We start from the raw sequence: 13,652 nt of genomic DNA, 5'->3' as shown, positions 1-13,652 counted from the left end.
GATCATTTTTAACCATTTTTGCCTCATTTATAACATGTGTTGAATGTAACTGAAGCGTGCACCACCTAATGGCGATCGTGTACAAAGTAGTTCTCCATTCAGTCGGGAGGCTATTTGACGGCAGATGGCCAATCCTAGTCCCGTGACGCCATTTGATCCTGTATAGAATCTTCCAAACACCTCGGCTGCTTCAGACTCGGTTAGTCCTCTCCCATCATCATCTACATGCATAACCCACACAACCTCTGCCGTTGTCCCCGTCTCCAAATGAATGACAACCTCCGTAGAGGTGTGTCGAACTGCATTTTGCAGCAAATTCAATATCATGCGAAATAATTGCTCAGCCGGAACGGCCACATGCAGACCCTCTCCCTCCACTCGAAGCGAGATAGAGCGTTCACTGGCCATCGGCATCAATAGATGAACAGCGTCCTCCGCCATACTTCTCAGATCAATCAGAGAGACAGGCCATTCCTCATTCAACGCCTCCAGCCTCGATAGCTGAAGCAACTTTTCCACCATATCAATTAATCGCTGGGATTGCACTTTAATGATGCTCAGTCCCTCGTCCTGGGATACTACTTGATCCTGAATGGCATATACATAACCTTGGATGGACATTAACGGTGTCCTTAGCTCGTGTGATACATTTTGCAGAAATTCAATTTGGCTGTGGTGGTGCTGCTGAATGCGGGCGGACATGGAATGAAAGGTGCCTATTAGTTCGCCAATTTCGCTTTTGTCCGCCTGCGGAAACTCACTATCTTGTGGCTGATTCGGCTCATAGTTGCCTACCGCCTCTTTCAATCGTTTGAGTGGACGCACCAGACGTGAAACAATCATCAGACCAATAACGAGAATCACCAGAAAACTCGCTACGATCGATAGTAACGTAGTTCTCATTAACGGTACATATAGGGCTCTCAAAGAAGATAAGGGTGAGTATACAAAGATGCGGAAAGGTTGTCCGGGCAATTCTTCATTCGTAAACAACACCTTTTTACCTTGAAGCACCGCAACGCCTTCATGTGTAGTAACCAGATCGTGGGCAGACGGATGAACCGATGCAAAAAATCCTTGGCGGGTCAAAAGCAAATGCTCGATCTTTTTGCCTTCCATCCCAGAGACGCTGGAGTCGATGATGCGGTTATCCGTGCTTAAAATAAAGTAATCGGCAGATAAAAGCACACCCTTGATAACATAGTTAAATTCGGCATTATCCAGTCGATCAAAGCCTCCGTCACTCATAATGTGGACGGCTTTGCGTGCCTGCTCATGAAGCTTGGATTTGGCCTGATTCACCAGAATGTCATCGATGAGCCTAATAAATAAGACCACCGTAATACAGACAGTAATCAGCATGGCAATGGACAGGGACAGCAGAATTTTGGCTCTCATCGTACGCATGGCTACATCTCCTGAACCGTTGCTTTATATCCAAATCCCCATACCGTGTTAATGACAAGCGTAGAGTGGTATTCTGCCAACTTTTTGCGAATACGTTTGACCAGATCATCTACGACTCTCACATCACCTATAAAGTCATAGCTCCACACCTGCTGAATCAAATGCTCTCTGCCAAAAGGCCGTTCCAGATGATTCGCAAGAAACAGCAACAGGTCGAATTCACGTGAGGTCAAATTTAACGTTTGTCCGTCTACTGTAACTTTACGAAAGTCAGCAAAAATGCACAGATTGCCTGCATGGCAAAGATTTGTGCTCTCTGCTGCTTGCTTGTCATCGGATGCAGACGTGCCCGCCTTGCTCAGTCTCAGCATCGCTTTAACCCTTCCCACCAGCTCTCTTGGATTAAAGGGCTTGGTCAAAAAATCACTGCATCCCAATTCCAGCCCGTGGATACGGTCACTTTCCTCTCCGCGCGCGGAGATCATAATGATCGGCATTTCTGTAAACTCACGAAGCTGAGTCAATAGAGAAAGCCCGTCAATGCCCGGCATCATAATATCAAGCACGAGGCAATCTGGACGGTTTGTTCGGATATGCTCTACCAATGTTTTCCCACTGGAAAAGGAAGTTACCTCGTAGGACTCTTTTTTCAAATATTCAGATATTAATTGCAAAATGAACACATCGTCATCCACTACTACTATTTTTGTCATAGCCTTAACCCCTTGCCGTTGTTCTGGATGCTAGCATCCTTTCTTTAAGCTTAACAGAAGCCCAGCAGAATAGACAAAAGACGGGTATACCGTTCCCGGTCCCGTCTTTTCTTATCATGAATCGCTGCTGTATATGCCAGGTGAACTGAAAGCTAACTACACTTCTACCTTATTTTCTACCTTATTTCTTAGTTGTTACTACTTTAGTCGCTGCCTTTGGAGCTGTTTTTGCTGGGACTGCTTTTTTTACTGGAACTTTATGGGTTACTTTTTTAGCTACGACATGTTGTGCACGAGTTTTATGTGTTGCTACCTTGTGTTGAATAGCGTTATGTTTTTTCACATGATGTTTAACTGTGCGGTGTTTTGCTTTCACTGCTTTTGCTTTGTGGCTTGCCACTTTTTTCGCAACGGCTTTTTTGGCAGGAGCTTTTTTTGCTTTGGTTGTTGCTTTATGAGCTGTTGCAGCTTTTTTAACAGGTGCTTTCACCACAGGTGTTTTCGTTGCAGGCGCTTTTGACGGTGCTTTGCTAGCAGAAGTCGTAACCGCAGGAGTTTTGATGGCTGGTGCAGTGGTGGCTGGAGTTGTGGTTGCTGTAGCGGCGAATGCGCTGCTTGCTCCTCCCAGTACGCTTACTACGGTCAATACGGCTGCTGCATTTTTAGTCCATTTTTTCATGATTGAATCACCTCTCCTTTAAAGTATCTTTAGCTTATCAGGAGAATTCGGGATAATTGTGGAGCAAATATGTGAAAAGTATATGAAAAAGCGTGCAGCTCTGTATCTGGAAAATACATGAGTCTGCACGCTATAAGTGTTGCAACCATCATCTCCACTAACCGATGGCAATCCAGGAAATAATACCGTAGTTATGCGCGGTTTCACTCCACTTGGTTACAACGATCACCGCTCCATTAGTCGTTTGGGATTTCAGTGTTGCATGAAAGAGAGGATGGTTCGTCATCGCTACCAACGTGTAGTCCGGGTTCACAAATGGCTCCCCAAATACAATGGTTACTTCCGTCTCTCCTTCGCTTCCTTTTAAAAGAAACGGCGCTCTGCCAAACTGCTGTAATGCAGGCTGGTTCGCACAAGTACGAACCGGGGTGATGCTCAAATGCTCCGGTGTCACTGCATTCAGTTCCAGCTCACGTGAGCCAACGGAACCTTCTGCCAGATGATGACCTTCGATGCTCTGCTCTGCCACATGATGACTTTGTACCGCAGCAGCCTGTAGATGCTCTGGACCTACAGCTTCTGGGCTTAGCACCTCACTGTTGACGACCTGATCCTGCAGATGGCCGCGGGATATACTGTTTGCCTGAAGTTTGTCGCCACTGATCCCTTCCTCCGGTAAAATCCCCGAGAGATGAATATCTGTGGATAATTGATCCAGTGTCACCGAGCCGGGCTTTATGTGGTGCGAATCAATGACTTCCTTTGCAATATGCTGACCTTCAATTGCCTCCTCAGCCACATGGCGGGACTCCACCGTTCCATCTGCGAGTTTGCCGGACGTCACTGCTCCATCCTGTATAGCTTGCTCTGACACCGCCTGCCAGCCGATATGCTGTGACTGAATAGCTCCTGCTTGCAAATGCTCAGATTGAACAGAATCCGGTGAAATGTGACGGGACTGCACAGCCCCCTCTGCCAGTGCTGACTCTTGAATCGCCCCATCGGACAAATGCTGGGAGTGCACGGCATGCTCTGTCAAATGTACGGAGCTTACGCTAGCTTCCGCCAGATTCGAAGCACGCACCGCGCGAAGCGCAAGCTTCTCAGCGTTCACGCTACCTGCCTGGAGCGCGTGAACAGATACACTCCCTGGCGCAATATGCTGGATCGTCACTGCCGAAGGCTGCAAGTGGGCTGAGGTGATAGATTCCGGCGCCAGATGGCTCGACTGGATAGTCTCTTCTGCCAAATGATGGGCTTGCACGGCTTCGTCCGTAATGTGCCATGGCTGTACGGAATGTGGAGATATTTTGGCAGCTGTCACAACCTCATCTGCCAGTTTGTCGGATGTAACGGACTCATCCTGTAATGCATCGGTCGATATCGACTGGGATGCCAGATGCTCGCCCTGAATGGTTCCAGTGTGCAGATGGTGCGACTGGATCGATTCCGGGGCAATATGCACGGACTTCACTGCACCTTTTGCCAGCGCTGTATCCTGTACTGCGCCAGTTGCCAAATGCAGGGTGTGTACCGAATGTGCGGACAAATGCGAAGGACCCACGCTGCCTTCCGCAAGATTCGCCCCTTGTACCGAGTGGACCGCCAACTTCTCCGAGGTGACGCTTTCCGCTTGTAGCGCACGACTAGACACACTATCCGAGGCCAGATGGCTCGCAAGCACAGTCGAAGACTGCAAGTGGGCTGAGGTGACGGACTCTGGCGCCAGATGGCTCGACTGAACGATCTCTTCTGCCAAATGATTGGCTTGCACGGCTTCATCCGTAATGTGCCATGGCTGGACGGAATGTGGAGATATTTTGGCAGCTGTCACGACCTCATCTGCCAATTTATCAGACGTAACGGACTCATCCTGTAAGGCATCGGTTGATATCGACTGAGATGCCAGATGCTCTCCCCGAATGGTTCCAGTAAGCAGATGGTGCGACTGGACCGATTCCGGGGCGATGTGTACCGACTTCACTGCCCCCTCGGCTAGCGCTGTATCCTGTACTGCACCGTCTGCCAGATGCTGGGTGTGTACCGAATGTGCAGACAGATGTGACGGGCCGACGCTGCCTTCCGCAAGATTCGTTCCTTGCACCGAGTGGGATGCCAGCTTCTCTGAGGTGACGCTTTCCGCTTGTAGCGCACGACTAGACACACTATCCGGAGCCAGATGGCTCGCAAGCACCGCCGAAGACTGCAAGTGGGCTGAGGTAACAGATTCCGGTGACAGATGGCTCGACTGGATGGTCTCTTGTGCCAAATGATTGGCTTGCACGGCTTCGTCCGCAATGTGCCACGGCTGTACCGAGTGAGCCGACAGCTTGGCGGCAGTCACACCCTCATCCGCCAATTTATCAGACGTAACGGACTCATCCTGTAAGGCATCGGTCGATATCGACTGGGATGCCAGATGCTCGCTCTGAATGGTTCCAGTTTGCAGATGATGCGGCTGGATCGATTCCGGGACAATGTGTACCGACTTCACTGCCCCCTCGGCTAGCGCTGTATCCTGGACTGCGCCGACTGCCAAATGCTGAGTGTGTACCGACTGTGCGGACAAATGCGAAGGACCGACGCTATCTTCCGCAAGATTCGTCCCTTGCACCGAGCGCGATGCCAGCTTTTCCGAAGTGACGCTTTCCGCTTGTAGCGCAAGACCGGATACACTTTCTGGTGCCAAATGGCTCGCAAGTATCACCGAAGGTTGTAAGTGAGCTGAGGTGACAGATTCCGGCGCCAGATGGCTCGACTGAACGGCCTCTTCTGCCAAATGATTAGCTTGCACCGCTTCATCTGTAATGTGCCACGGCTGTACGGAGTGAGCCGACAGCTTGGCGGCAGTCACACCCTCATCCGCCAATTTATCAGACGTAACGGACTCATCCTGTAAAACATCAGTCGATATCGACTGGGATGCCAGATGCTCGCCCTGAATGCTTCCAGTGTGCAAATGGTGCGACTGGATCGATTCTGGAGCGATATGCACAGATTTCACTGCTCCCTCTGCCAACGCTCTATCCTGTACCGCTCCGGCTACCAGATGCCGGCTGTGTACGGACTGTGCCGACAAATGTGACGGGCCGATGCTGCCTTCCGCAAGATTCGTCCCTTGTACCGAGCGCGCTGCCAGCTTTTCCGAGGTGACGCTTTCCGCCTGTAGTGCACGACCGGATACACTATCTGGCGCCAAATGGCTCGTAAGCACTGAGGAAGCCTGCAAATGGCGAGAGGTAACGGATTCCGAGGCCAGATGGCTTGACTGGATGGCTTCTGTCGCCAAATGATTTCCTTGCACCGCTTCATCTGTAATATGCCACGGCTGTACCGAGTTGACCGACAACTTGGCGGCAGTCACACCCTCATCCGCCAATTTATCAGACGTAACGGACTCATCCTGCAAAGCATCGGTCGATATGGCCTGGGATGCGATATGCTCGCCCTGAATGCTTCCAGTGTGCAGGTGATGCGGCTGGATGGACCCCGCGGTAATGTGTACCGACTTCACTGCTCCCTTTGCCAGCGTTGTATCCTGTACTGCACCTGTTGCCAGGTGCCGGGCGTGTACCGACTGTGCAGACAAATGTGACGGGCCGACGCTGTCTTCCGCAAGATTCGTTCCTTGCACTGAGTGGGCTGCCAACTTATCCGAGGTGACGCTTTCCGCTTGTAGCGCACGGCCGGACACACTATCCGGGGCCAGATGGCTCGTGAGCACTGACGAAGACTGCAAGTGGGCTGAGGTTACACTTTCCGGCGCTAGATGGTTCGACTGGATGGACTCTTCTGCCAAATGATTTCCTTGCACCGCTTCGTCTGTAATGTGCCACGACTGTACCGAGTGGGCCGACAGTTTGGCGGCAGTCACACCCTCATCCGCCAATTTATCAGACGTAACGGACGCATCCTGCAAAGCATCGGTCGATATGGCCTGGGATGCGATATGCTCGCCCTGAATGGCTTCAGTGTGCAGATGGTGCGGCTGGATCGATTCCGGGGCAATGTGCACGGACTTCACTGCTCCCTCTGCCAGCACTCTATCCTGTACCGCTCCAGCTGCCAAATGCCGCGTGTGTACGGACTGCACAGATAGATGTGAAGGGCCGATACTGCCTTCTGCAAGGTTCATTCCTTGTACCGAGCGGGCTGCAAGCTTTTCTGAGGTCACACTTTCCGCTTGAAGCGCACGACCGGACACACTATCCGGGGCCAAATGTCTCGTAAGCACCGAGGAGGCCTGTAGGTGCACCGAGGTGACCGCTCCAGATGCCAGGTGGGTCGAGTCCACAACTGCCACAGCCAAGTGGTTGCTTTGTACAGCTTCATCCATAATATGCCCGGACTGCACTGCATGGGCTGACAGCTTAGTGGAGGTTACACTTTCCTCTGACAGTTTAGCAGAGGTAACCGCTTCATCCTGTATGGCCGGAGTCGCTATAGCTTGCAATGCAATATGTTCTCCCTGAATGATCCCGCTTTGCAAGTGCTCGGATTGGATGGATTCTGCTGCAAGATGCTCAGACTTCACAGCATTCTGGGCTAATATCGTGTCCTCTACTGCTCCTGCGGCCAAATGTCTGGTGTGTACGGCCTGTGCAGCCAAATGTCCGGGTCCCACGCTGTTTTCCGCCAGGTTGGAAGCCTGCACAGCCCGAGCCGCTAACTTCTCGGAAGTGACGCTTTCCGACTGAAGGGCATGGCCGGACACACTATCCGGGGCGAGATGTTTGGTTTGGATCGAAGCAGACTGCAAATGGTTGGAGGTGACGGATTCCGGAGCAAGATGATTCGCCTCCACTGCCTCAACAGCCAGATGGTTGCTTAGCACCGCTTTATCTGTAATATGCCATGGCTGCACAGAACGAGCAGACAGCTTGGAGGAAGTGACACTGCCCTCAGCTAACTTAGGCGCAGTAATTGCCAAATCATTAATTTTATCCGTAGCCACACTTTCCGGCGATAGTTTCAACGAAGTAACGGCATGATCCTGCAAATGGTGGGAGTATACCGCACCGCTGGCCAAATGCGCGGTTTGAACAGCGCCTTCGCCTAGTATGTCTGCGGTAACGGACTGTTCTTGCAACGCCGCGGTTCCGACACTATCTTCCCCAAGATGCTTGCTCTGTACAGAGCTCTGGGCCAAATGAGTTGAATCCACCGCTTGAGCCTGTAACGCCTTTCCGCCCACACTATTGTCGGCAAGGTGGTTTTCACGGATGACTCCCGTTGCAATGTGTACGTGGGTAATGGCTTGAGACGCAATTTTATTTCCGGTTACCGCCCCTGTGCTAATTTTAGTTTCTATAACCGCCTCGTCAGCGATTTTGTCAGACTTAATAGCGCTCGAAGCAATGTGATTTTCCTTGATAGCCTGATTCGCCACATGGTGATCCAGAACTGCACCCTTCCCTATTTTCTCGCTTGTCACAGCCCCGGAATGCAAATGTTGCTCCGTAACCGCCTCTGATGCGATATGATCCTTCCGAATAATTTCGGATTGAAGATGCACGGAAGAGACTGCCTCTGGAGAAATCTGGGGTCCTTGTATGGCTGCTGTTGCAATATGTCTGGTAAGTACCGCCTCATCGGCAATTTTGTGCGGGAGAATACTCTGATCCGATATTTTGGATGAAGTGACGGATTGATCGACAATTTGCAATGAGCCTACAGACTGATCTGCCAGTTTATTGGACTGAATACTCCGATCCGCGATATGCCGTGCTGTCACTTGGCCCGTTCCAAGCTGCTCTTCCCCGATGGAGCCGGGACTGAGATGCTTTCTTTCAATCGCTCCTGCCTGAATGTGCGTACTGGTGACTGCCTCAGACTCCAGATGACGTCCGCTGACAACGCCTTCCTCCAATTGTTCTCGGCCTACAATACCGTTGGATAGCTGCTTGCGATTAATCGAACCCGGAGCTAGATGCCGGGCAAGAACGGCATGCTCGGTCAGGTGTGCGCTCTCAATGCTGCCTGCCTGGATTTTAGCTCCATCCACAGCCCCATCCCGCAGTTTGGAGGTGGTCACAGACTGATCACCCAGCTTGGAGCTATCAACAGCTTCATTCGCCAAATTGTTCGATTGAATCGTACCACTGCGAATTTTATCTGAGGTAACCGACTGATCTTGAAGCATATCTGAAGACACGATCCATTGCTTGAAGTGACGACTCTCAATCGAGCCATTGGCAATATGATCGCCGCTAATAATTTTATCCGCCAGCTTTTCTGGAGTGATGCTGCCATCCCGAAGTTTTTCACCACTAATAGAGCGATCCTGCAATTTACTGCCTGCCACTGATGCGTCCGACAGATGCTCGACCGTAATGGAGTCGGGAGCAATCTTCGAAGCAGTCACAGCACCGTCAGCTATTTTAATGGTATGAACAGCATAATCTGCTAAAGATTCCGTTTGAATACTCTCTTGTTTCAGCTTGCTGGAATCTATGGAAGCGGGAGCGATCTTCTCACCCGTCACAGCGAGATCACTCAAATCGTCTGTATAGATGAAAGCATTGTTTACATGTGGAGCCTTCTTATTGTTCAAAATTTCTTCCACATCAATTGGATCTGGTTCTGGCTCTGGTTCAGGTTCAGGTTCCGGCTCCGGTTCTGGATCTAGTTCTAGCTCTGGTTCTAGCTCTGGCAGTGGAGGTTCTTCCATCAAAGCTGGAGTCTCCTCTACATCTGCAACCTCAATCTCTTTCTCTTGCAGAGCCTCGACTTCAGGCTCGACAACTGTCTGTAGCTCCGACTCCTCTGTAGTTGGGGGAGGCGGAGAAGCAACTTGATGAAGTCTTGCTTCTGTCTCCCTCTCCGCAGGCAGTGGCTTTGAGCGTTGTATCATACTTAACTCATTCATATCCGGGTCAATTACACGATAGAGCGGCTTTTTGTTTCTGTTGGTTTTGCGGCTCTTGTTCTTCAAGCAGCTCTCTCCCTTCTCATGTTTATCGTTACAGCATCATATGCAGACTCTTAGGCACTTGCCACCCTGTACAGGGATTCACTTTTGGGTAAAAAGGATACTTACTGAAATCCACGTTTGAAAAAAAATTGTTAAAAGTTAAAATAGTAAGGGTGAAGATTGCTACAAGAAGAGAGGAATTACAATAACATGATTATCAAACCAAGAACACGTGGCTTTATCTGCACCACTGCTCATCCGGTGGGCTGTGCCCAACATGTTCAGGAGCAAATTGACTATGTACAAGCCCGTCCTGCTATCCACGGACCTCGTAATGTGCTTGTGATCGGGGCATCTGCCGGATATGGGTTGGCTTCTCGAATTACGGCCGCTTTCGGTGCGCGTGCCAATACAATTGGTGTATATCGTCCTAGCAATGCTACGGCTACACGCACAGCATCAGCAGGCTGGTACAATTCTGCTGCATTTGAAAAAGCCGCTCAGGAAGCTGGGCTTAAATCTTTAAGCGTGACAGGAGACGCCTTCTCGGATGAAGTCAAAGCCAAAACGGTGGAAGCCATTCGTGAAGAACTGGGACAAGTCGATCTGGTGGTTTACAGTGTTGCTTCAGGTCGCCGTACCCATCCCCGCACAGGCGAAACGTCTAATTCCGTGCTCAAACCTATTGGTGAGCCCTATACGAATAAGACCGTTAACTTTCACACCGGTGAAGTCAGCAGCGTGACGCTCGAACCGGCTACAGAAGAAGAAGTACAGGGCACTGTAGAGGTTATGGGTGGTGAGGATTGGAAATTGTGGATTGACGCTTTGCGTGCAGGCGGTGTACTCGCTGATAACGCCACTACCTTCTCTTTTTCGTATATCGGTTCAGATATTACCCAAGCCATCTACAGAGAAGGCAGTATCGGAAGCGCAAAAGATCATCTGGAGGCGACAGCACGCCAACTGAACGACCAGCTGAAAACCACAGGTGGACGCGCCTTCGTCGCAGTCACCAAAGGACTCGTTACCCAATCCAGCTCGGCCATCCCTGTCGTTCCTCTGTATATTTCCGCTTTGTATAAGGTGATGAAGGAGAAAGGGCTGCATGAGGGGTGCATAGAACAGAGCTACCGCCTATTTGCCGAGCGTCTGTACGCCCCAGAAACTACTGTAGATGAAGAGGGTCGCATTCGCATTGATGATTGGGAATTGCGCGAAGATGTGCAGGCAGAAGTTGCGAACATATGGGAGGAACTGACGACCCAAAATATCTATGAATTATCCGATCTTGAAGGATATCGTCGCGAATTTTTCCAGCTGTTCGGCTTTGAATTCGAAGGTGTAGACTATGATGCTGATATTGATCCCATCGTAAATATTCCTAACGTGCGCTAAGCCTTTTAGTGCCGCCATTCGTTTAGAAAAACATAAAAAAGCTGTCTCCGGCAGAAGAACATTTCGTTCTGCATAGGGACAGCTTTTGTTTTTTAATTAAAAGGAACACTTGGGTCTGTTTTGATCTACAACATGGCGCAAACATTGCAATTTTAAAATTGTTTTGATATTGTACAAGTAGGCATAGCAAAATCCCTCTTCTTACCAAGAGGGTACACACAGCTGGACAAGTCCTACCTTGACTGACTGTGATTGTATTTGCTCAGCCCATCACATTCCTATAAGGAGGTGAACAATATGGCAAAAGACGTTCTGTGCGAAGTCAACTCATGCACGTACTGGGCTCAGGATAATAAATGTAGCGCAAGCTCCATTTATATTGTAAGCAACAAGCCTGCAAACACTCACACGTCCGAAGAAACAGACTGCAAAACCTTTGAAGCAAAGTAGACCTTAGTTTTCAAGCCAAACCATAGCTTTATCATGAAGGAGCCCCTGCCAGGGTTCCTTCTTTCTTATGATTCTAACAAGAATGATAATTATTATCAAGTTCTTTTTGAGCTATATTATAGAAAATACTACCCGCTCCTATACATTCACTTCCTTGAAGTTTTTCGACTTCGCTTAAGACAAAAAAAGAAGCGTCACCCTGAACGAGTCGCTTCTTGTGCTTGACCTTTTGTAATTGTTCCTGCTTGGTCGGCTTCATTCGCGTGTGCTGTGAAATCTCGCCATAATGATCATTCGTTTTGCGGCTCTGTGCCGCGCAATAGATCCCGGCGCGTTTCGCCTTGCTTAACGCTTTTTGTGTTTGAGTACGTGCCATACAGCTTCACTCTCCTTGATTGGACTCCCTCTATCATAACATCCAATAGGCAAATCGTGAATGGTTGGTCTGACTCAAGCATTCTTTAATTCATTAAATGTCTGAAAAAATATCCGAGTCGCCACTGGAAGCCGCCACAACAAAAACAATAACCAAGAAAATGATAATCAGTGCATAAATTAGTGTGCCGATAATACTACATACCAGTCCAGCAATAGCCATGCCTCTGCCTTGCTCACCATGACGATTAATTTCCTTCAGGGAAAGACTGGACAAAATAATACCTACAATTCCGATGATCAACCCAAGATAGGGAATGACAACAGATAAAATCCCGAGCACCATCGACGCAACAGCTTTACTATTTGTAGGTGGGACCACTGGGGGCTGGTTAAATGGGGCGTTATAATCGTTCGGCTCCTGAAAGGGATCGGAAGATCGAGGCTCCTTGTACAAGTCACTCATCTGTTTAATTCAACTCCAATAATTATAATAACAATATATAAGTTCTAGGGTACCACAATCTTACAAATCAGGACAGTACTTATTTCAATTTTTCAAATTAGAACGTTAAAAAGTAGCAGCATAGCATCTTAGCACTTTTTGAGATAACCGGGCATACAGTATTGTACCTATTACAGATAAATTGCGCTCCATGAGAGCATCCTGCCAAGGAGGACGGAGCTATGTTATATCGTGGAACATCCCGCAGAAAGGGCTCGCCTCACCAACGTTTACATGCAGAGACACTTCGGAAAATATCCGCCGCCATGCTGCCATTTTACAAAGCTATTGCGACCCGACGTGCTTTTGCCGTCCAATGGTCACGAGCTGTCGTTCAGGGTAATTTGGATCGGATGAAATCCCTTCTCTGCTCAGTAGCGCCATTTGCCGCCAAGCAAGGCTTAGGCACGAATGGGATCGGCTACTTTGTTTCCTTTTTAGCTCAGCCACCAATGCTTTATTATACGAACGGTACGACGATTCCACCCGGGATGGTGCAGTTTACATTTGAACCGAAGGTTCATCGCGCCATTGCCAAAGCCGTTTTTCCGCTGTATCGCGAATTGGCACGCAATGAATGCTTTGCTTCTGCCTTAGCCAAAGCGATCAACAGGCAAGACCAGCGTGCAGTTCAGGTAATGATCCGTAGTTTAATTCCATCCTCTGCGCTAAAATCTGTAGACATTGAGGATAATGGATTTGCATTGCTCTTTAAGTATCCCTTTAGTAAATATCCCTATCGCAATCTACTCTTTCAGGAGTTCACTTAAAAAGGTCCCTACAAGCGTACTTGATTAAGTTCTTCAATGAGCTCTTTTCCCATTTGTATAGCCATGTCTGTCAACATTCGGATTTCGTCCTTGGTTGCATGATCCAAATGCGTCCCGCAGCAAATGGCGAAGTTACCCGCAAACTCTTTACGCAAGCGAACTGCAATTTCTTCAGTAATATAAAATTCCTTGTGATTTTGCAATTGCACGGTTTGAATCGGCTCAAGCCTAGCCCCTGCTGTAATCGTCCCCAAGTGAGGCTGATCACCGCCTGATATGAGCACAACGATATCTTCTCCCATAAAATAGGCATCGAGTACAAGACGGATACGTCCGCTTTCTTTTTCCAAATGAATCATATGATCCTCTCCTGCTAAAAAATATTATTGTGAAACGATTCACTTTATAGAGTACTATTCATTGTATCGCTTCCTGAACTGTT

The 13,652-nt window shown here is 49.1% G+C and carries 10 protein-coding genes; 3 read left to right on the top strand and 7 right to left on the bottom strand.

Annotation, left to right across the window (positions count from 1 at the left end):
• Nucleotides 1-27 precede the first annotated feature (27 nt).
• The 4 genes from MMB75_RS00735 to MMB75_RS00720 form a co-directional block, all read right to left on the bottom strand.
• The gene (locus tag MMB75_RS00735; protein WP_016821907.1) at nucleotides 28-1,407 is read right to left on the bottom strand and encodes a sensor histidine kinase; all 1,380 of its coding nucleotides are present in this window, start codon (nucleotides 1,405-1,407) and stop codon (nucleotides 28-30) included.
• Between the two features lie 2 nt (nucleotides 1,408-1,409).
• On the bottom strand, nucleotides 1,410-2,120 hold the full coding sequence (locus MMB75_RS00730) for a response regulator transcription factor (protein WP_016821908.1): 711 nt from the start codon (nucleotides 2,118-2,120) through the stop codon (nucleotides 1,410-1,412).
• A gap of 181 nt (nucleotides 2,121-2,301) precedes the next feature.
• Entirely contained in the window at nucleotides 2,302-2,799 is a 498-nt protein-coding gene (locus MMB75_RS00725) for a hypothetical protein (protein ID WP_016821909.1), read from the bottom strand.
• Between the two features lie 157 nt (nucleotides 2,800-2,956).
• Nucleotides 2,957-9,733, bottom strand: a complete 6,777-nt coding sequence (locus tag MMB75_RS00720; RefSeq protein ID WP_045244268.1) for a WIAG-tail domain — start codon at nucleotides 9,731-9,733, stop codon at nucleotides 2,957-2,959.
• A 189-nt stretch (nucleotides 9,734-9,922) separates the two neighbouring features.
• Between MMB75_RS00720 and fabV the strand changes: the two genes are divergently transcribed.
• Both fabV and MMB75_RS00710 read left to right on the top strand, forming a co-directional pair.
• Entirely contained in the window at nucleotides 9,923-11,110 is a 1,188-nt protein-coding gene (fabV, locus tag MMB75_RS00715; protein ID WP_016818703.1) for an enoyl-ACP reductase FabV, read from the top strand.
• Between the two features lie 297 nt (nucleotides 11,111-11,407).
• A complete protein-coding gene (locus tag MMB75_RS00710; protein ID WP_017426780.1) occupies nucleotides 11,408-11,560 on the top strand; it encodes a DUF1540 domain-containing protein in 153 nt (50 codons plus the stop codon).
• 73 nt (nucleotides 11,561-11,633) lie between these two features.
• Here MMB75_RS00710 and MMB75_RS00705 read toward each other — a convergent pair whose 3' ends face one another.
• Both MMB75_RS00705 and MMB75_RS00700 read right to left on the bottom strand, forming a co-directional pair.
• A complete protein-coding gene (locus MMB75_RS00705; RefSeq protein WP_016818701.1) occupies nucleotides 11,634-11,936 on the bottom strand; it encodes a hypothetical protein in 303 nt (100 codons plus the stop codon).
• 93 nt (nucleotides 11,937-12,029) lie between these two features.
• Entirely contained in the window at nucleotides 12,030-12,401 is a 372-nt protein-coding gene (locus tag MMB75_RS00700) for a DUF4190 domain-containing protein (RefSeq protein ID WP_016818700.1), read from the bottom strand.
• A gap of 221 nt (nucleotides 12,402-12,622) precedes the next feature.
• On the opposite strand from MMB75_RS00700, the gene MMB75_RS00695 reads away from it, so the two are divergent.
• Entirely contained in the window at nucleotides 12,623-13,210 is a 588-nt protein-coding gene (locus MMB75_RS00695; RefSeq protein WP_016818699.1) for a hypothetical protein, read from the top strand.
• An 8-nt stretch (nucleotides 13,211-13,218) separates the two neighbouring features.
• On the opposite strand, the gene lpdD is transcribed toward MMB75_RS00695, so the two are convergent.
• Nucleotides 13,219-13,569: a prenylated flavin chaperone LpdD gene (gene lpdD / locus MMB75_RS00690; RefSeq protein ID WP_016818698.1), complete on the bottom strand. Its 351-nt coding sequence runs from the start codon at nucleotides 13,567-13,569 to the stop codon at nucleotides 13,219-13,221.
• Nucleotides 13,570-13,652 lie beyond the last annotated feature (83 nt).

This window comes from Paenibacillus sp. P2(2022), assembly GCF_029522175.1.
In the GTDB taxonomy this organism is placed as follows: Bacteria; Bacillota; Bacilli; order Paenibacillales; family Paenibacillaceae; genus Paenibacillus; species Paenibacillus polymyxa.
Note: the sequence above shows the minus strand (reverse complement) of the source record. Positions and strands in the feature narration are given on the sequence as shown.